Consider the following 19604-nt stretch of genomic DNA (forward strand, 5'->3'; position numbering starts at 1 on the left):
GAAAAGCGCGTCAGCAGTCCTTACCTAATTCGCCAGCCCGTCCGGTCGCCACCGGGCGGGTTGTTGCTTTAGGACGCCTTGCGGGCGCGGGGGTTGGGGGAACGGCGCTTGACCGGCGGGGCCTTGCGGGCCTCGGCGATAAGCTTGTCCAAGCTCTCGCGGAGGACCAAGCGGCGACCGGCGAACAGGACGGTTTCCAGTTTGCCGTCCTTGATCATTTCCCAGATCGAGCTATCGGAGATACCGGCATAGGGCGCGGCGATCTTGACCGGCATGAGGGCCGGTTGGATTGCAATGCTCGACACAATGGTCGGCCGAGTAGTGGGCTGCATGGGCTTGTACCTATCGGCATGGGTTGCTGCGATAGGGCATACTGTCGTGGCCCGGCCCTAATAGCGGGGGGACAAACCCCGCCTACTTTTCCCCCCGAATGACCTGGTATCGCCGACCGTCTACTTCCAGCGCCACCCGTCCATAGTCTGGGTGGTCATCGACGCTGCCGCCCCTAGCACGAAGGGCTTCACCCTCGGCACGGGCCACATTGGTCCACGCCTTGATGTTCGCGGGGATGGCGCCGCCGAGCTTCTGGTTCTTGGTCTTCGCCCACTCGGTCAGCGCGTCCCTGCCAAGGACGCCGTAAGCCTCTTCGACATCCGCAATCGCGTCACTTCGGCTCTTTCCAGCACCTTGCCGGAACGCCTGGTACTGGAGGGCGCGGATCTGCAGCGTCCAGCGGTTGGCCGTCCCCGGCTGTCGGCTCGACGGCACGATTATCGGATGGTCCTGGCCGTTGTGCGCCGCGTAGAGGGCTTGCTGCAGTTCCGCCATGACGCGGCCGGGGGCAAATTCCAGAACCCGCGCCGCGACCAGGCGCTTCTCGGCGCCTTTCGCGCCTTCGACTTGGTCCCAGATGTCGGCAGGAGCGTGGTCAGGCGCGCTTTCTGACCGTGCCCAGGCCAAGGCGCAGGCGGCCCAATAGTCCAGAGCCCAGCCGCCGTGGACCTGCGTGATGGTGGAAAACTCCAGCAGCGCCTTGATGGCGGCTTCCTGCTTAAACTGGTCCGTCTTTGCCTCGTCAAAGGCTTTCTTGCAGGCGTTGATCCGCTTGATTGCGCCGAAAAGCGATACCTCATCCATCACGCCGCCCCCCGCTTCTTGGCCGCTTTGGCCGTTCGCGTCCTGATCCTGGCGCACTCTGCACAGACGACGGAGCCCTTGGAATTGCGGTACGGCGGGAACTCGGCATAGCTATGCCCGTGCCGGCACTGTCCCTCGACACGTGGTAACGCCGTTACCTCCTCCCCCGCCCCAAGTAACGCGTTACCGGCCTCGGTTGTCTCGATGGCGCCCAGGTCCAGCATGGAGGCGCGGGCCACAGCATCAGCTACGCTGGCGATGTCACGGCTGTAGGTGCGTTCGATCATGGTTACAGATGTATCGTGCAGAGCCGCCACCAGCCGCAGCGGGACGCCCTTCAGCGCCATGCGGACGATGCTTGAGTGCCGCAGGGCGTAGGCCGTGATTTCCTCGATCTGATACGGCTCCACCTCGGCAGGCTTCAGCCCCGCTGCCTTGACGGCGCGGGCGAATGGTCGTGAATGGTCGGATTTGGCCCAGGCGCCGCCACCCGGCTTCTGAAGCAAGACGCCGGTCGGACCGATGCCCTCGGCTGCCGCCTTCAGACGCTTGGCCAGCGCCGCCGGGATCGGAACCGGGGTGGATCTGGCTGCCTTCTGCCCCTTGCCCTTGTTCGACACCGGGATCATCAGGCGGGGATCAGCAGTGCCATTCTGCAGATCAGCCACTTTCAGAGCAGCGACCTGCGAGTATCTGCTGCCGGTCACCGCCAGCACCTCGACCAGCAGGCCAAACGCCAGGGATTGGGAGTAAGCCGCCTTGACCAGTTTGCCGACCACGGCATCGGACAGGATGACGTTGCGGCTGCTCTCGGCATCGCCCAGCGTCTTCAGACCGATTTCCCACGCGGCCCGGCTAGTGATGGTCACGCCCTGGTCGGCATCTGCCGCCATGTTGAGCGCAGCCTTGATGGGGGTGGTGGTGCGATTGACGGTCGCCGCCGCCAATTTGTCGGCCAGCCCATCCCGCCATGTCTTCAGCATGTCCACTGTCAGATCAGTCACGGAGGTCTTCATCAGCTTTTCCGACAGATGGGACCGGACCCGGCTGACGTTGCCGTAATCGCCGCCGCGTACCTTCAGGTCGCGCTCGTAGGCGTTCAGCGCCTCGTCCAGTGTCAAAGGTGCCTTACGGGCGACGGTGCGGTCTTCCTTCGCCCAATTGAACGCCTTGGCGCTGGCCTGGGCAAAGGAGAGAACGCCAGAGCCATCGGCGTCTTCATAGTCGTCAGCCAGGCCGACCACGCCTTCATTGAATCCGCCCTTGCCGTTGGCCTTGCGGGCGATCCAACGGCCAGTGCCCTCGCAGCGGCGATAGCCAATGCTGATGCCGTCGCCCAATGCCTGCCATATCGGCTTCTTCGCCAGCGGAAGCCCCAGACGGTAATTCCGCTTGGACAGATCTGATGTGACTTTCGGTGCGCGCGCCATAACCATTCTCCACGCCGAAACCGGGCACCAAACTGGACACCGGGGCCACTTTCCCCGCGCCGCATCAAGGCGGCGGAAACGCAGTACCCAGTCTAGTACCCAGTCCATATACAGCCATCATCATGGATGCGCGTGGACGGCAATTCAAGCAGAATTGCGCTATAACAGGTAGTTAATGCATGACGGCGGATGCGTGTGGACGCCAAATTTAGCGTCTGATCTGCCCTCTCACGGCGGCAACCGGGGTTCGAATCCCCGTGGGGACGCCAAGCGATTTTCCGCACTTGATACGGCTGATGACGCGGCTCCGGTAGGGGGAGCCGCCGTGGCGTTGTTCGTGGATATTTCCAACCGCAGTTCAGGCCGCGCTTTGCCGCGCGGAGAGCTGTGCCGCGAACACGTAGCCAAGGCCGCGCGCCGAGCGGATGGGCAGGGATTCCCCGGCCTTCTGCATGACCTTGCGCCGCAGCCGCGTGATGATCGTGCTGATGGCGCTGTCGTCGTAGACGTCGCCCTTCTTGCCCAGGGCGATGGCCAGTTCCCGGCGGCTTGCCGAGTTTTTCGGGTTGGCGATCAAGGTTCCGATCACCCGGTATTCCGCGTTGCTGAGCATCACCTTGCGGCCGTTGGGGGCCGTCAGCAGCCAGTCCAGGGTGGCAAGCTCCCAGCGGGGCAGGGTGCCGTCGCCAAGGGCCGGGGCGCGGACCGTCCGCCCCGGCTTCAGCCGGCGGAGCAGGCTGCGGATCACCGCTTCGAACTCGCGGAACGGAACGGGCTTGACCAGGCAGGCGTCGGCCCCGGCCTTCAGGCCCAGGATCCTTTCCTCGAGATCGTCATGGGCCATCAGCATCAGGATTCCCGCTCCGGTGCGCGGGCGCAGCCTCGCGGCCATGGAGGCGGCGTCCTCATCCGCCCGATCGATGTCGAGCACCACCAGATCCACCGGTGCCGACGACAGCATGCGGTCGAGTTCTCCGAAGGACCGGGCATGAAGAACGTTCATCCCGATCAGGCCGAGAGACCGGCTCACGCTTTCGGGCTGGTCGGGTTGGTTCGTCACGACGATGATGTTTGCCATTGCTGTCCCCAACGGTATCGATCCCTCTCCTCCGGCAACCCTAGGTCAAGGGTATCGACACCGTATGGACGGGCTGTGGACGGCTGTTCACATGGGAGGCCGACGGAGCTGGCCCGGCTGGACGCTGCCGGTTCAGGCCGGATAGGATTCGGACCGGATGCGGATTCGAAAGAGGGTTGGGTGCGTCTGCTCACGCTGATGATGCTGCTGTGGAGCCTTGGCTCGGGAATGGCCCTGGCCCAAGGCAATGAGGCCGTGCAGCCCTGGGACACCGTCGCGCCGCCGGTCTTCCGGCACCTGACCCCCGCCGACGGATTGCCCTATCCCGTGGCGCTGGCGCTGGCCCAGGACAGCCACGGCTTCATCTGGGTGGCCACGCCCGGCGGCGTCGCCCGGTGGGACGGATACCGCATGACGGTCTTTCGCCACGACGACGACGACCCCAATTCCCTGCCGGAAAATATCGTGACCTCGGCGCTGACCGACGGGCAGGGGCAGGTCTGGTTCGGGACCGTGTCGGGGATCGTCGTCCGTTACGACGAAGCCATCAGGGGCTTCGTCTCGTACCGCAATCCCGGCGGCAGCTTCGAACGGCCCAACGGCATGAGCGGCGACGGCGCCGGCGGGATATGGCTTGCCGGCCGCCAGGGGCTGGCCCGCCTGGACGCCGCCTCCAAGGTCTGGCGCCATGAAGCCGGCCTGCCCGCCGGCGAGGTCGGCAGCGTTCTGGTCGATCGTTCCGGGGCGGTGTGGGCGGGAACGGTCAACGGCCTGATGCGCCAGCGCGGCGCCCGGCGGCTGTTCGAACCGGTGGTCCTGCCCGCCCAGGCCGACGGCGACATGGTCTCCGCCCTGTTCGAGGACGATGACGGGCGGGTGTGGTTCGCCACCCGGCGCGGGCTGGTCGGGCGGGTGGAGAGCGGCGGCCAGGCCGTGCTCGTATCGGCCCTGCCGCCTTCGGGCTACCGCGTCACCGCCATGATCCAGCCCCGGCCGGGAGTGCTGTGGATCGGCGATTACGGCGGCGGCATCCGCGAATTGCGTCTGGCGACCGGCGAAGTCGGCCGGATCTCCCATGATCCGACCATCGGCACCAGCCTGGGAGACGATTCGGTCACCGACATGCTGGTCGATCGCGCCGGTCTGGTCTGGGTCAGCAGCCTGCGCGGCATTCATCGCCATATTCCCGACAACGGCGGCGTCCTGACCCTGGTGCGCGGCAGTCCCGGCGGTCTGCCGGGAAAGGATGTGCGCGCCGTCACGGCCACCGGGGACGGCCGGGTCTGGCTGGGATTCCGCTCCGAGGGCCTGGCCCTGCTGGACCCGGCGGCCGGTGTGGTCAAGGCGGTGCCGCCGGGCCGCGGTCCCGCCGGACTGCCGGGCGGCGTCATTCAGGCCATTGCCGAGGCTGGCGACGGCCGCCTGTGGATCGGCCAAACCGCAGGCCTGTTCCAGGTGGACGTGGCGACCGGACAAACCACGCCCTACGCGCCCCTGGACGGAGCCAATATCTGGGCGCTGCGCCGGGACGGGGATGCGCTGTGGGCGGGCGGCTATATGGGGCTGATGCGCATTCCCCTGGACGGCGCGCCGGCGAGGACCTTTCATTTCAATCGCGACGATCCGGCCAGTCTCAGCGGCAACAGCGTCCATGCCCTGCACCACGACAGCGCCGGGCGGCTGTGGGTGGGAACCCAGCGGGGACTGAACCTGCTCGAGGATGCGGGCAAGGGGACCTTCCGCCGTTTCCTGAACGATCCCGACGACCCGGAGAGCCTGCCCAGCAACACGGTCAACGGCATCGCCGAGGATCGCTTCGGCCGGATATGGCTGGCCACCAGCAACGGCATCGGCATCCTTGATCCCAGGCAGCAGGGCAAGGCCCGTTTCCTGCGCCTGGGAAACGCCAGCGGCCTGCCCCACGGCACCGTCCTGTCGGTCATCGACGGGGGAGAGAGCGGGATCATCGCGGGAACCGGCGACGGCCTGGCCCTGGTGGATCCGAAAACCCTGGCCGTCCGCACCCTCGGCCCCGCCGAAGGGGTGCAGATCCAGACATTCTGGACCGGAGCGTCCACCCGGTTGCCCGACGGCACGGTGGTGATGGGCGGATTCGGCGGCATGGTCGTCCTTCGTCCGGTTCCGCCCCCCGCCTGGACGTTCAGCCCCCCGGTGGTGGTGACGGACATCCGGGTCGGCGGGCGCACGGCCGGGGGGAACGGCGAAATCGTCGTCCGTCCCGAGGACGGCGGCTTTCAGGTGGATTTCTCGGCGCTGGACTTCTCGGCCCCGGACCGCAACCGCTATGCCTACCGCCTGATCGGCAACGACGGGGAGTGGATCGCCACCGGTCCCCGGAACCGCACCGCCGGCTACACCAATCTTTCACCGGGGCTTTACCGCCTGGAGCTTCGGGGCAGCAACAGCGTCGGCACCTGGACCGAGCCTCCCAGCCGGCTGGACGTCCGCGTGCTGCCGGCCTGGTACCAGACATGGTGGTTCCGCCTGCTGGTCGGGCTGGGGGTGTTGGCCGCCGTGGCCGGGGCTGCGTGGGCGCGCCGGGCCTATTACCTGCGCCGCGAGCAGGAGCTGACCCGGCAGGTGGCGGCCAAGACGTCGGAAGCCGAGGCCGCCATGCTGCGGGCCCTGGCCGGCGAGGAAGAAGCCCGCCGGGCCAAGGAGGAAGCGGAGGCGTCGGCCCAGACCAAGTCCCGCTTCCTGGCCATCATCGGCCACGAAATCCGCACGCCGCTCAACGGTCTGCTCGGCATGCTGCAATTGCTCGATCCGCGCGGGCTCGATCACGGTCCGCGCGAATTGCTGACCACGGCGAAGAGGGCCGGCGAGACCCTGCGGCATCTGGTGGAGAGCATCCTGGTCTACGGCCGTGACGGCGCCAGCGAGCAGCAGCTCAGCCATGACCATGTGGAACTGCGCCGTCTCGCCGAGGAGGCGGTGGAGCTGATCCGGGCTCCGGCCCTGGCCAAGGGGCTGAGTCTGACCTTGTCCGTCGAGCCCGAGGGGCCGGTCTGGATTGCTTGCGACCATGCCAAACTGTCGCGCATCCTGGTCAATCTGCTGGGCAACGCCGTCAAGTTCACCGAACAGGGCGCGATCTCGGTGTCGGTGGCCTTCGTTGCCGAGGAACGCGGCGGAGCGCTGACCATCGAGGTCGCCGACACCGGCATCGGCATTGCCGCCGATCTTCGCGACGCCGTCTTCGGCGATTTCGTTCAGGCCGATGATTCCATCACCCGCCGGCATGGCGGCGTCGGGCTGGGGCTGGCCATTTCCCGGCGCATGGCCGCCCTGATGGGGGGGACCCTGACCGTGGAGAGCGAGGTGGGGGCCGGCAGCACCTTTCGTCTCGCCCTTGACGTGGAGACGGGAACCGCCCCCACGGTGTCCGCGTCCCATCCGCCCGTCCCGTCCGGCCTCGGGCTCCGCGTTCTGGTGGTGGACGACGACGAGATCAACCTGGCGGTGGCCAGGCATCTGCTCGTCCGCCTGGGGCACAGCCCGACCCAGGCAAGCAGCGGCGAGGCGGCCATCGAGGCGGTGGCCGGCGGCCAATTCGACGTCGTCCTCATGGACTTGCGCATGCCCGGCATGGACGGCATGGACGCTGCCCGGCGCATCCGGCGGCACGAGGGCGGGCGCACGCCGCGCACGCGGATCTACGCCATGACCGCCGACCTCACCGACGAGATCCGGCGGCAATGCCAGGCGGCGGGCATGGACGGCGAATTGTCCAAGCCGGTGCGGCTGGAGGAGGTGCGCGACGTCCTGGCAGCGACGCAACCGTCCCAGAGGGCGCCCAGCCCCGTGGACGCGGATTATCTGGCGTTGCAGCTGGATATTCTTGGACTGGATGAGGTGATCCGGCTGGCGCGGCTGTTCCAGCGGACGTCGCACGGAATGATCCGGGCCATGGAGAAGGCCGCCGAAGCGGAGGACAGGCCGGCGGTCGCGGCCCAGGCCCACCGGCTGCGGAGCGCGGCGGGCTCCCTTTGCCTGCGTGACGTGACGGCCCGGGCGGCGAGCATCGAGGCGGACGCCGCCCAGGCCTCCCGGGCATGGCTGGCCGAGCAACTGGCCATGCTGCGCGAGGCACGAAGGACGGGACTGCGCGAGATCACCCGGGCGGCCCGGGGCATGGCCGCCGGCTACGCCGAATCCACGGCCAGTCCGAACCGGTAGCCGATTCCGGTGACGGTGACGATCAGCGTGCCGCCGTCCGGCTGGTGGTTCAGCTTGCGGCGCAGGCGCGAAACCAGCGTGTCCACGGTGCGCGTGTCGCTTTCGCCCGGACGGGAACTCACCACCTCGGCCAGGAAGTCGCGATAGAGCGGGCGCCCGCCGGCTTCGGCCAGCGCCGCCAGCAGATCGAATTCACCTCGGGTCAGGGAAATCTGCCCGCCGGAGCTGATGGACAGTTCCCGGCGGGTCAGGTCCAGGATGTAGGGGCCGAAGGTCATGACGACGCGGCGGTTGCCCGGCGCGCTGTCCAGCCGGCGCCGCCGCAGCAAGGCCCGCGCCCGCGCCATCAGTTCCCGCAGGTTGACGGGCTTGGTGACGTAATCGTCCCCCGCCGTCTCCAGACCGACGACCCGGTCGACCTCGTTGTCCTGCTGGGTGACGAAGATGATGCCCACGGGGCTTTCCGCCCGGATTTCCTGGGCGAGTGCGATGCCGTTGGCGTCGGGCAGGTGGATGTCGGCGAAGATCAGATCCACCGTCCCCCGCCGGAGCAAGGCGCGGCATTCCGCCGCCGAGCCTGCCTCCTGGACGTCGAATCCGTCATTGGCGAAATACCGCGCGATCATGGATCGCGTGACCTGATCGTCCTCCAGGACCATCAGGCGCGGACGGCGGTCATGGCTTGCCGGCGCAATGACCGTCCGATCTTCGAATCTGCTCATCTCCCCCACAAGCTCCTGACCCCGCCGGCGCCCTCGCTCCCGGCCATCACCAGGACACCATAGGGTGGGGCCGGAGAATGGCAAGCCATGGACTGAGGTTAATGATTGCGGATTGTAATCATTACTTCAAGTTGATCCTGGCCTGCCCCTGTCCGGCCGCCGCTAATGGGCCGCCGCCACCCGGCTGACCCAGTCCAGGTCGCCGGAATGGCGGAGGTCGAGGCCGGCGGGCAGCGACCAGACGGGCTCGGCGTCTTGCGACGGATCGGCTCCTTGCGGCATGTCGGGCCAGGTCATGGAGGCCTCCATCCGGGCCAGGAGCAGCAGAAGCTCCCAGTCGATGTCGCCGGAGGCCATGGCGTCGCGGGGGACGGGAAGCGTCTGCATGCTCTCCTCCTATTGCAGGTCGAGGGGCAGGTTGATGGTGATGCCGGGGCGCTGGGGCACATAGACCACCGGCGGCGGCACGTAGATCACCCGGGGGCGGCCGTAGACCACCGGCGGCGGGCCCCAATAGCGGTAGCCGTCGCGGTCGCGCCAGCCGCGGTGATCCGACCAGCCGTGATGATGCCTGGACCAGCCGGGTGGGCCGTCATGGCGCCACGGCGGATCGGCCAGGGCGGGGCTGGCCAGGGTCATGGCGACAGCCGCGGCCAGCAGGGAATTGCGCAAGATCGAAATCTTCATGACCGCCTCCTCGCGGTTCTACTTGGATGCCGTGTTCTGGGGCGATTTGTGGCCGGTCCAGCCGTCGGGCAGCAGGGCGCCGATGGCGGCGCCGCCGCCGGCTCCGATCAGGGCGCCGGTCACCAGGCCGCCGCCGGTCATGGCCGCGATGGCGGCGCCGCCGGCCGCGCCCATGGCGCCGCCCGACAGGGCCCGCTGCTGCTGGTTGGTCATGTTGGCGCAGCCCGACAGGGCGAGGGCCGCGACGACAACGGCGACGGTAGGGATCTTGGAGCGGATGGTCATCATGGTCTTATTCCTTCAATGGTGGGATGAACCCATCGCTGACAGGAATACGCCCGTGCCGGGGACCGGGGGGTGAGAAGGCTGTGATAAAGCTGTGACCGGGGGATCAGTCGCAGAGCGGCAGGGCGACCGAGACCGCGAGCCCGCCGCCGGGGGCGTTGGCGGCCCAGGCGCGGCCGCCCATGGCCTCGGCGTTGCGGCGCACGATCCACAGGCCCAGGCCGTAATGCTCGACCTCGCCGCCCTGGCCTTCGGGCCGCCGCGACATATGGCGCTCGAAGATGCGTTCCAGATCGCCTTCCGCCACGCCGGGGCCGTCATCGGCGACCCGCAGCACGGCCATGCCGTCCTCTGCCCGCAGATCCATGGCGATGCGCCCGCCGGGGGGCGAGAAATCCATGGCGTTGTCCAGCAGGTTCTCTGCGATGATTTCCAGCATCTCGTCGCTGCCCAAAATCCACAATCCGGCGGCGACGCCCATGTCCAGGCCGATGGAGCGCTCGGCCGCCATGCGGATGTAGCCCCGCCCCAGCCGGTTGAGCACGGCGGAAGCCTCGATCCGGTCGCGGGGGCGGTCGATCAGGGCGGCGATGGTCTCGTCGGCGCGGCGGATGGTGGAGACCAGGCCGTCGAGGCGCTCCACCGACCGGCCGATCAGCTCCAGGGCGCGCATCGCCCGGGCGTTGTCGGGGGCGACGGCGCGCCCCAGGGGCTCCAGGGACTGGGAGATCACCGCCAGCGGCGCCTTCAGCGCGTGGGCGTTCTCCTCCGCCGCCTGGCGCAGCAACCCTTCCGAACGCTTGAGGGTGGCGACCATGGAATCCAGTTCGGCGGCGACCTCGGCCAGTTCGGGCACCCGGTTCTCCTCGGCGAACGACACCTTGGCCTCGCCCCGGACCACCGATCGCGCCACCGCCTGGAAACGGCGCAGGTTGCTCCAGGCATCGGTGAAGATGGACAGGACCAGCACCGCCATCAGCAGGTAGATGGACGCCGCCACCTGCAGGTCGGGCGATTGCCAGTAGGGCCGGCCGATCACCTGTTCCGGCAGGCTGCCGGTGGGCTGGGCGGTCAGCACCACCCAACAGCCCTGGCGGGTGGCATGGGGGGCCAGAAAGGTGAGCAGTTCGGTGTCCTCGGAGGGGCCGGCCAGCCGCAGGGCCAGCGGGGCGTGGCCCTCGCAGCTGGCGGCCAACTGGGCCAGCACGCCGCTCTCCACCAGCCTTTCCATGGCGGCGCGGGCGTCCTGTGGGGCCGTCTCGGGGGCGGAGGCGACCAGCAGGAAGGAGCGGGGGCCGGTGGTCTGGGCGGGAGAGATGGGATTGGGGCGGAACAGCACCTTGACCGACATGCCGCCCTCGGCCAGGCGCTTCACCGCCGGGTCGATGCTCTCGGCATTGCGCGGCGTGAACCGGTCCAGCAGGGGGAACAGCGCTTCGCCCACCAGCCGTCCCTGTTCCTGGATCAGGCGCAGCATCAGGGCGTTGCGCTGGCTTTCCACCGCCTCCAGCCGCAGGTAGAGCAGGGCGGGGACCACGGCGAAGATCAGGGCGATGCTGGCCAGCTTGGCGGCGAAGGATCGCAGGCTAGCCATGGCGCCCGGCCTGCCAGACATAGCCGAAGCCGGGATAATTGCCGATCTGCTCGAAATCGGGATCGACCGCCTTGAACTTCTCGCGGATGCGCTTGATGGCGGCCCGCACATTGGTGCGGTAGCCGTCCTCGCCGGCGCCGCCGTGGAAGCCCTTGCCGCGCCCGGCATCGTAGAGCTCGCGGTAGCTGATGTCGCGTCCGGCCTTGGCGGCCAGGGCCTGGACCATGGCGAATTCGGTGACCGTCAGGTCCACCGGCCGCCCCCGCCATTGGGCGCGGCGGCTGTCTGCGTCCAATGCCAGCTTCCCCAGGCGGAGGGCGGCGTCCTCGGGCCCGGCGGCCTTGCCGCGCTTCAGAATCAGTTGGATGCGACGGTCCAGGATGGTGAAGCTGCGCGACTTCTCGATGAAGTCCACGGCGCCCCCCAGCAAGGCCGCCTCCTCGAAGATCTGGTCGCTCAGCACGGTCAGGAAGATCACCGGCAGGGTCATCCGGGCGGCGCGCATGCGGCGCAGAACCTCGATGCCGTTGAGGCCCGGCATCTTCCAGTCCAGCAGCAGCAGGTCCGGCCGGTCGTCCTGCGCCATGGCCGCCAGGAAATCCTCGCCGTCGCCCCAGGCGCGCACGCCATAGCCGGCATCGCCCAGGTTTCCCGCCAGGGTTTCGCGGAACAGCGGATCGTCGTCGACGATGCCGATCAGGGCGGCCTCATTTCCCATTGCGGCCTCCCGTGTCGCGCAGCCGCCTGATGCAGGTTGCCGCATCCTTGCCCCGCTCCAGTTCGTAGCCCAGAACCCGCTCGATCTCGGTGTCCACCTCGGGATAGAAGACCAGCGACAGGGCGCAATCGCCCCGGCGGTAGCGCCAGGTCATGCCCATGGCGTGCCGGGTCTCGCTGGTCGGGCGGCCGAACAGGGCCAGCACTTCGTCGCGGTTCAGGCCGTTCAGACTTTCAGGCGAGAAGGCGGGCGGAGGAGCGGGGCGGGGCGGCGGCGGCTTTGGCGGCGGCACCTCGACGGGTGTGGTGGAGGGCCGCGGCGTGTCCATGGAACATGCCGCCAACCCCAAAGCCAGGATAACCGCCAGAATCCGCCGCACCGCCTTCACCGTTCCCTTGAATGCCTCCGTCGCAGGTTAATTCCCGAATGGAAGCGTCGGGTATGATTTGGCTCACAAAGGGCGTGATACAAGGGCATGGCGGCCTTTGTCGATCGCGGATAATAATCGGGCAGGGAACGCATGTAATATTCTGTTGTCCTTGCCCGCCATGGGCTGGCCGCGCAATTGAACCCTCGATCAAAACCACGTAATCTTCAGCCCGCCCATTCCGGCGGGCCACGCAGAGCGAAGGTTTGGGGAACGATGTTCTCGTCATTGGGTATTAGCGTCGCGGAAATCATCTGCCAGGATGAGGGAGGCGTGTTGTCGCGTGGCGCCGGCCCGCGGGGGGAGCCGGTCCTGCTGCGCTCGGCGGCGTCGGACCGGCCGCCGCAGGCGGTGGTCGCCCGGCTGCGCCGCGAATTCGATCTGCGCACCGAGCTCGATTCCGGCTGGGCGGTCATCCCCACCGCGTTGGAAGAGGTTTCCGGGCGCCCGGTCCTGATTCTTGCCGATCCGGGAGGCGAGCCCCTGTCGCGGTTGATGGAACCGGGGCCGCGCACCTTGCGCCCGGCCGAGGTCGCCCGGCTTGTGCGCCTATCCGTCGCCGTGGCGCGAAGCCTGGGGAATATCCACGCGGCCGGCCTGTTTCACAAGGCCGTGACCCCGGATCACATTCTGATCGACGAGAACCGCCGGAGCGCGCTGTTCACCGGTTTCGGATCGGCATCGGCCCTGCGGCGGGAACAGCGTCACAGTGAAATGGCCGGCCCCCTGTCCGGGTCGGTGGTCTACATGGCTCCCGAGCAGACCGGGCGCATGAACCGGTCGGTGGATTCGCGCTGCGACCTGTATTCCCTGGGCGTGATCCTGTATGAGCTGTTCACCGGGCTGAGGCCGTTTGCCGCCTCGGACCCCATGGAATGGGTCCATTGCCATATCGCCCGCCGGGCCGCCCCGCCCCACGAGCGGTCGGTGGGGGTGCCGCCCCAGATTTCCGCCATCATCATGAAGCTCCTGGCCAAGACCGCCGAGGACCGCTACCAGACCGCCGACGGCCTTGCCGCCGACCTGGAGCGATGCCTGGCCAACTGGAGCGCCGACGGGCGGGTCACGGAATTTCCGCTCGGGCAGGACGATCATTCGGGGCTGCTGTCCATCCCCGAACGTCTGTATGGGCGCGAGGCCGAGTCCGAGCGCCTGCAGGCCGCCTTCGCCCGGGTGGCCGACGAGAGGAAGCCGGAACTGGTGCTGGTCGCCGGCTATTCGGGGATCGGAAAATCCGCCCTGGTCAGTCAGATCCTGCCGATCATGGTCGAGCGCGATGGCCTGTTCGGGGCGGGCAAGTTCGACCAGCACAAGCGCGACATCCCCTATGCGCCGTTCGCCCAGGCCTTCCACTCCCTGATCCGCCAGATTCTCGCCACGCCGGAAAGCGATATCCGGCGCTGGAAGGAGGCGTTTCTGCAGGCCCTGGGGGGGCACGGCCAGCTGATCATCGACCTGATTCCCCAGATGGAGCTGGTGATCGGTCCGCAGCAATCCCTGCCCAAGCTGCCCACCAGCGAGACCCAGGTGCGCTTCTTCACCGCCTTCCGGCGGTTCGTCGGCGTCCTGGCCCGGCCCGAGCAGCCCCTGGTGCTGTTCCTCGACGATCTGCAATGGATGGACAGCGGCTCCATGAAGCTGCTGGAGCATCTGATGACCCATCCCGAGATGCGTCATCTGCTGCTGATCGGCAGCTATCGTGACAACGAGGTGGATGCGTCCCATCCGCTGCTGCAATCCATCGAACTCATCCGCAAGACCGGTGCCAGGGTCGAGGACATCCTCCTCAGGCCGCTGGCCTACGGCGATCTGGAACGTCTGGTCGTCGATTCCCTGCATTGCCAGGCCGGGCAGGCCGCGGCGCTGGTGGCGCTGATTTTCGAGAAGACGGCGGGAAATCCCTTTTTCGCCATTCAGTTCCTGACCTCGCTCTTCGAGGAAAAGCTGCTGTGGTTCGACCGGGTCCGCAGCGAATGGGCCTGGGACCTGGAGGGCATCGCGCGGCTCGGCTACAGCGACAATGTGGTCGCCCTGATGGCGGCCAAGCTGCGCCGCCTGCCCGAGGCCGAGCAGGCCCAATTGCGGCGGGTGGCCTGCATGGGAAGCGGCGCGACGCTGGACCTGTTGACCGCCGCCTTCGACAGCCCGGTCGACGAGACCCTGTTCCAGATCGACGCCGCAATCCGCAGCGGGTTCCTGATCCGCCACGGGGACCGGCTCGACTTCGCTCACGACCGGATTCAGGAAGCCGCCTACCTGTCCATCCCCGCCGACGAACTGGCGCCCATGCATCTGCGGATCGGCCGCAGGATGCTGGACCTGATCGCGCCCGAGGATCTGGACGATCAGCTGTTCAACGTCATTCACCATCTGAATCTCGGCTGCGGGCTGATTGCCGACCCGGGCGAGCGGGAGGCGCTGTGCGCGCTCAACGCCCAGGCCGGGCGGCGGGCCAGGGCCTCGTCGGCCAATGCCTCGGCCCGCAGCTATTTCGTCCAGGCCCGCGACCTGCTGGCCGACGATGCCTGGGAGACGCGCTACAACGAGACCTTCGCCCTCTACCTCGACACCTCGGAATGCGAATATCTGGTCGGAAACCATGGGGCGGCCGACGAATTGTTCGGAATGCTGCTGGGCAAGGCCAGGTCCGACGAATTGTCGGCCAAGGTCTGGCGGCTGCGCTTTCGCATGTTCATGGTATCGGGCCGCTACGGCGAGGCCGTGGCCATCGCGGTGGAAGCGCTGGCCCGCTTCGGCCTGGTCTGCCCGCAAACCGAGGAGGAAACCTTCCAGGCCGTGGTGGCTGCCCGCCAGGAACTGGCCGCCCATCTGGAAGGCCGCAACGTCGCCGATCTGGCCAATCTGCCGGAATGCCGCATTCCCGCCGTCAGCGCCCTGATCGGCGTCATCGCCGACGCCATTCCGGCCGTCTACCATGTGCGGCCCAACCTCTATCCCCTGCTGGGCCTCGTCGGCATCAACCTGTCGCTGACCCATGGCGTCACCGAGGATTCCAGCGCCGCCTTTTCCGGCTATGCCGTGTCGCTGGTGGGGCGCTTCGAGGACTTCACCACCGGGCTGGAGTTTTCCGAGCTGGCGTTGCGGCTGGGCGAGCGCTTCGACAGCGCGCCCCTGCGCGGCACCTTGCTGTTCCGGCACGGCTATTTCGTCGGCCCCTGGAGCCGGCCCATCGCCAAGATCATGCCGGTGCTGGACGATACCTTCCGGACCTGCCTGGACACGGGCAACCTGATCTATGCCGCCTATGTGGCCTATGCCTCGGCCTGGATGCTGTTCGAGAAGGGCGAGCCGCTGGACGCGGTCCTGGCGCATCTGCGCAAGTACATGCCGTTCGCCGGCAACGCCCGCATTCCCTTCGCGGTCCTCATGCTCCGTCTGCAGGAACTGTTCGTGGCGGAACTGCAGGGGGTTCAGCTGCGGATCACCCCGGGCGTGCAGGGCGCCGACGACGCCGATAATTCCTACCGGGCGCTGGTGGCGACCGCGCACGGCTATGGCGTGGCGTTCTACCACGTCATCCGCCAGGTCACGCCCTACATCATGGGCCGGTACGAGGAAGCCCTGGCGGCGGCCCGCCAGACGGCGGAGCATCTGCCCAAGATTTCGTCGTCGGCCATCGAATCCTCCCATCACTTCTTCGCGGCCATGTCCATTACGGCCCTGCTGCCCCATGCGTCGGGAGACCGTCGCGAGGAGATGGAAACCTGGCTTGCCGAGCATCGCCGCAAGCTGCGCCTGTGGGCCGGCCATTGCCCGGAAACCTTCGCCGCCCGCTCGCTGCTGGTCGAAGCCGAGTGCGCCGCCCTGTCCGGCGGCGACAACGACGCCATGCGGATGTACGAAGACGCCATCATGTCGGCGCGCGACCACGGCCAGCTCCATTGCGAGGCCATCGCCAACGAGCGCGCCGCGCTGTTCTGCCAGTCCAAGGGGCTGCGCAGCATCGCGGAAACCTACCTGCGCAACGCCTGCTACGCCTATTCCCGCTGGGGGGCCATGGCCAAGCTGCGCCAGCTGGAGGGGCTCTACCCCCACCTTGCCAATGCGGCGCTCCAGCTCTCCGGCTCCGCATCCGGGACGGAAAACCTGGACCTGATGACCGTCATCAAGGCCCAGCAGGCGGTCTCGGGCGAGATCGTGCTGGGAAAGCTGGTGGAATCCCTGCTGCGGATCGTGGTCGAGCATGCCGGTGCCGATCGCGGCCTGCTGATCCTCAGCCAGGACAGCGGCTTTTCCATCGCCGCCACTGCCATGGTCGAAGGCGACATCATCGCCGTTTCCACCGCCAATCGCGCCCCGACCGCCGACGATCTGCCGCCTTCGCTGTTCCAGTACGTGGTCCGCACCCGTGAACGCATCGTCATCGACAACGCCACCAGCCCCAATTCCTTCATGACCGAGGGCTACGCCGTCGATACCGGCGTCAATTCCATGATGTGCCTGCCGGTGGTCACCCACGGCGCCCTGTCCGCCGTCCTGTACCTCGAGAACCATCTGGCGGCGGGCGCCTTCACCCGCGACCGCATCGCCGTCCTCGACCTGCTGGCCACCCAGGCGTCCATCTCGCTGGAAAACGCCCAGCTCTATACCGAGATGGAGGAACGGGTCCGCGACCGGACCAGGGAACTGGCCGAGACCCTGGGGACCGTCAAGCACAAGAGCGAGCAGGTTTCCGCCCTGCTGGACAATTCCGGCCAGGGCTTCCTGTCCTTCCGCGCCGACCTGATCGTCGAGCCCGAGTTCAGCCTTCCCTGCCTGGCGTTCTTTGGCGGATCGCCGGCCGGCCGGCCCATCGATGCCTTGCTGGCCCCCGATGATCCCCAGGCGCGCGAGACCATCCGGGCCGGCATCAGGGAAGCGCTGACCGAGGACGACGTCTTCCGGGCCGAGCTGTACCTGTCGCTGCTGCCCGGCGAAATCACCGTGGCGGGGCGGACGCTGAAGGCGGAGTTCAAGCGCCTCGACCGCGCGATCATGGCGGTGCTCACCGACGTGACCGGGGAAAAGCAGCTGGCCGCCCAGGTGGAGCGCGAGCGCACCCGCCTGGAAATGATCGCCGCCGCCGTGACCAACAGCACCGACTTCTTCAACGCGGTGGACGAGTTCATCGCCTTCGTCGAGAGCGGCCCGGCGCCCTGGCGCCAGCGGAGCCAGGCGGCCCTGTACCGCGCCATCCATACCTTCAAGGGCACCTTCAACCAGTTGGGCTTCCATCTCCTGCCCGCCATGCTGCACGAGGTGGAAGGCGAACTCCGGCCCCTGGAGCACGGCATGCACATGGCGGTCGGGGTCTTCGCCCGCGACTGGCAATCGGTGATCGCCGCCGATCTCGAGACCGTGCGCTCGGCGCTGGGCGACGACTTCATGGCGCGCCGCGGCGTGGTGACCATTTCCATGGATCAGGCCAAGCGCTTCGAGCGCTTCGCCCGCGGCCTGCTGGAGAAAGGCGAGATCCCCAAGGTTCTGGAAGAGATCGCCGCCATCCGCATGATTTCGCTGCGCCAGGCCATCCTGGATTTCGACAAGATGATCCAGGACCTTTCCGCCCGCCTGGAAAAGGAGGTCGCTCCCCTGGTGGTTACCGGCGACGACATCCAGGTCGATCCGGAAGTCTTCGGCCATCTGCTGCGGTCTTTGGGCCATGTGTTCCGCAACGCGGTGGACCACGGCATCGAATCCCCGGATTCCCGGCTGTCCTCGGGCAAGCCGGAAGTGGGCACCATCACCTGCGCCATCCGGCACAGGGACGGAGAACTGGACATCCACATTTCCGACGATGGCGCCGGTATCGACGTGGAGATGCTGCGGCGGCGGGCCGAGCAGGTCGTCACCGCCGATGCCGGCCAATGGGGCCTGGCCGATCTGGTCTTCGCCGATGGCGTCAGCGTGCGTGCCGCGGCATCGGAAATGTCCGGCAGGGGCGTCGGCATGGGCGCCGTAAAGGCGACGGTCGAGGACCTGGGCGGCAGCGTCCGGGTCAGCACCGTGCCGGGCCGGGGAACGGAATTCCTGTTGCGGATCCCCATTCCGCCAGCGGTGGAGAAAAGGGTCTAGGGCGTCGTCTTCGAACCGGTGAACGACGAAATTCTGAACGGATTCGGTATGGGGCAGATCAAGTGAAAGCAATTTCCGTTCCCGAGGAACGGATGTGGGCGGCCATCGGCGACGAACTGTCCGACCCGACCATCGGCGAGGACCTGCGGCGGCGCCAGGGTCTGTTGTCGCCTTGCGCCATTCAGCTTCCCCGCCACGACGCCGAGCGGATCGAGCGGGCGGTGCATGTCCTCGACGCCGCCTTCGCCGATCCCATCCTGGTCGAGGCGGCGCTGGAGATCGCCCGGGGCGAGGGCCTGCCCGACCATGGCCTGGGCGGCTGGATGCTGGGCTTCGACTTCCACCTGACGCCGGAGGGGCCGCGTCTGATCGAGATCAACACCAATCCCGGTGGCATGCTGGCGGTGGCGGTCCAGGCCCGTGCCCTGGCCGCCTGCCGGCCCGACCTGGGCGACGCCCCCGAGGTGGAGGGAATCGCGCTGGACGCCTTTCGCGACGAATGGGAACGCCAGCGCGGCGAGGTCACGCTCGGCCGGGTGGCGATCATCGACGACGCCCCGCCCAGCCAGTACCTGGAACCCGAGTTCCAGCTCTACCGAAGACTGTTCCAGCGGGCCGGCTATCAGGCCGAGATTCTCGATCCCGGCCAGTTCCGGGCCGGCGCGGTGGACATGGTCTATAACCGCCTGGTGGATTTCAGCCTGGATTCGGCTGCGCATCGGGCGCTGGCCGAGGCTTGGCGCGACGGCCGCACCGTGGTCACCCCCGACCCGCGCGCCCATTTCCTTTATTCCGACAAGCGGGTGATGGCGCTGCTCTCCGACGAGCAGGCGCTGCGCACCATCGGCGTGCGTCCCGACATCGCCGCCAACGTCGCCCGGGTGGTGCCGCCCACGATCCCCGTCACCGCCGCCAACGCCGAGGAGCTGTGGGCCGGGCGCAAGCGCTGGTTCTTCAAGCCGGCCAAGGGCCATGCCGGCAAGGCGGTCTATCGCGGCGAAAAGCTGTCGCGCTCCACCTGGCCCGTCATCCTGGCCTCGCCCTACGTGGCCCAGCTTTACGTGCCGCCGTCGCGCCTGCGCCCGGACCATGTGGAGGATGAACTGAAGGTCGATATCCGGGCCAATGCCTGGGGCGGCCGCGTCGTCCAGCTGGCGGCCCGGCTGTACCAGGGCCAGACCACCAACTTCCGCACCCCGGGCGGCGGCTTCGCCCCGGTCTTCGTGGGCTGAAGGCCGAACCACAGAGTTG

Annotated in this window: 14 protein-coding genes; 3 read left to right on the forward strand and 11 right to left on the reverse strand. The window is 67.8% G+C overall.

Annotated features, from left to right (window positions below; genetic code table 11):
- Positions 1-68: 68 nt before the first annotated feature.
- From WV31_RS05605 to WV31_RS05620, 4 genes are all read right to left on the reverse strand, one after another.
- The gene (locus tag WV31_RS05605; RefSeq protein ID WP_085372641.1) at positions 69-275 is read right to left on the reverse strand and encodes a hypothetical protein; all 207 of its coding nucleotides are present in this window, start codon (positions 273-275) and stop codon (positions 69-71) included.
- Between the two features lie 139 nt (positions 276-414).
- Positions 415-1137: a hypothetical protein gene (locus WV31_RS05610; protein WP_145980759.1), complete on the reverse strand. Its 723-nt coding sequence runs from the start codon at positions 1135-1137 to the stop codon at positions 415-417.
- Positions 1137-2567: a tyrosine-type recombinase/integrase gene (locus tag WV31_RS05615; RefSeq protein WP_168185857.1), complete on the reverse strand. Its 1431-nt coding sequence runs from the start codon at positions 2565-2567 to the stop codon at positions 1137-1139. The genes WV31_RS05610 and WV31_RS05615 overlap by 1 nt, the downstream gene beginning before the upstream one ends.
- A 358-nt stretch (positions 2568-2925) precedes the next feature.
- Positions 2926-3645 (reverse strand): response regulator transcription factor, encoded by a 720-nt coding sequence (locus WV31_RS05620; protein ID WP_145980760.1) that lies wholly within the window; start codon positions 3643-3645, stop codon positions 2926-2928.
- Between the two features lie 180 nt (positions 3646-3825).
- On the opposite strand from WV31_RS05620, the gene WV31_RS05625 reads away from it, so the two are divergent.
- Positions 3826-7845, forward strand: a complete 4020-nt coding sequence (locus WV31_RS05625; RefSeq protein ID WP_168185858.1) for a hybrid sensor histidine kinase/response regulator — start codon at positions 3826-3828, stop codon at positions 7843-7845.
- On the opposite strand, the gene WV31_RS05630 is transcribed toward WV31_RS05625, so the two are convergent.
- From WV31_RS05630 to WV31_RS05660, 7 genes are all read right to left on the reverse strand, one after another.
- Positions 7812-8567: a response regulator transcription factor gene (locus WV31_RS05630; RefSeq protein ID WP_085372645.1), complete on the reverse strand. Its 756-nt coding sequence runs from the start codon at positions 8565-8567 to the stop codon at positions 7812-7814. The genes WV31_RS05625 and WV31_RS05630 overlap by 34 nt on opposite strands.
- 162 nt (positions 8568-8729) lie before the next feature.
- Positions 8730-8954, reverse strand: coding sequence for a hypothetical protein (locus tag WV31_RS05635; protein ID WP_085372646.1), 225 nt, complete (start codon positions 8952-8954; stop codon positions 8730-8732).
- Positions 8955-8963: 9 nt separating this feature from the next.
- Complete coding sequence (locus WV31_RS05640) at positions 8964-9254, reverse strand: hypothetical protein (RefSeq protein WP_085372647.1); 291 nt, start codon at positions 9252-9254, stop codon at positions 8964-8966.
- An 18-nt stretch (positions 9255-9272) separates the two neighbouring features.
- A complete protein-coding gene (locus WV31_RS05645) occupies positions 9273-9542 on the reverse strand; it encodes a hypothetical protein (protein ID WP_335645122.1) in 270 nt (89 codons plus the stop codon).
- 103 nt (positions 9543-9645) lie between these two features.
- The gene (locus WV31_RS05650; RefSeq protein WP_085372648.1) at positions 9646-11133 is read right to left on the reverse strand and encodes a sensor histidine kinase; all 1488 of its coding nucleotides are present in this window, start codon (positions 11131-11133) and stop codon (positions 9646-9648) included.
- Entirely contained in the window at positions 11126-11851 is a 726-nt protein-coding gene (locus WV31_RS05655) for a response regulator transcription factor (RefSeq protein ID WP_085372649.1), read from the reverse strand. Before WV31_RS05655 ends, WV31_RS05650 begins: the two co-directional genes overlap by 8 nt.
- Positions 11841-12179, reverse strand: a complete 339-nt coding sequence (locus tag WV31_RS05660; RefSeq protein WP_237051507.1) for a hypothetical protein — start codon at positions 12177-12179, stop codon at positions 11841-11843. The genes WV31_RS05655 and WV31_RS05660 overlap by 11 nt, the downstream gene beginning before the upstream one ends.
- Before the next feature lie 375 nt (positions 12180-12554).
- Between WV31_RS05660 and WV31_RS05665 the strand changes: the two genes are divergently transcribed.
- A complete protein-coding gene (locus WV31_RS05665; protein ID WP_168185859.1) occupies positions 12555-18353 on the forward strand; it encodes an AAA family ATPase in 5799 nt (1932 codons plus the stop codon).
- Positions 18354-18415: 62 nt separating this feature from the next.
- On the forward strand, positions 18416-19585 hold the full coding sequence (locus tag WV31_RS05670; RefSeq protein WP_237051508.1) for a hypothetical protein: 1170 nt from the start codon (positions 18416-18418) through the stop codon (positions 19583-19585).
- Positions 19586-19604: the final 19 nt, after the last annotated feature.

The organism is Magnetospirillum sp. ME-1 (assembly GCF_002105535.1).
Classification (GTDB): domain Bacteria; phylum Pseudomonadota; class Alphaproteobacteria; order Rhodospirillales; family Magnetospirillaceae; genus Phaeospirillum.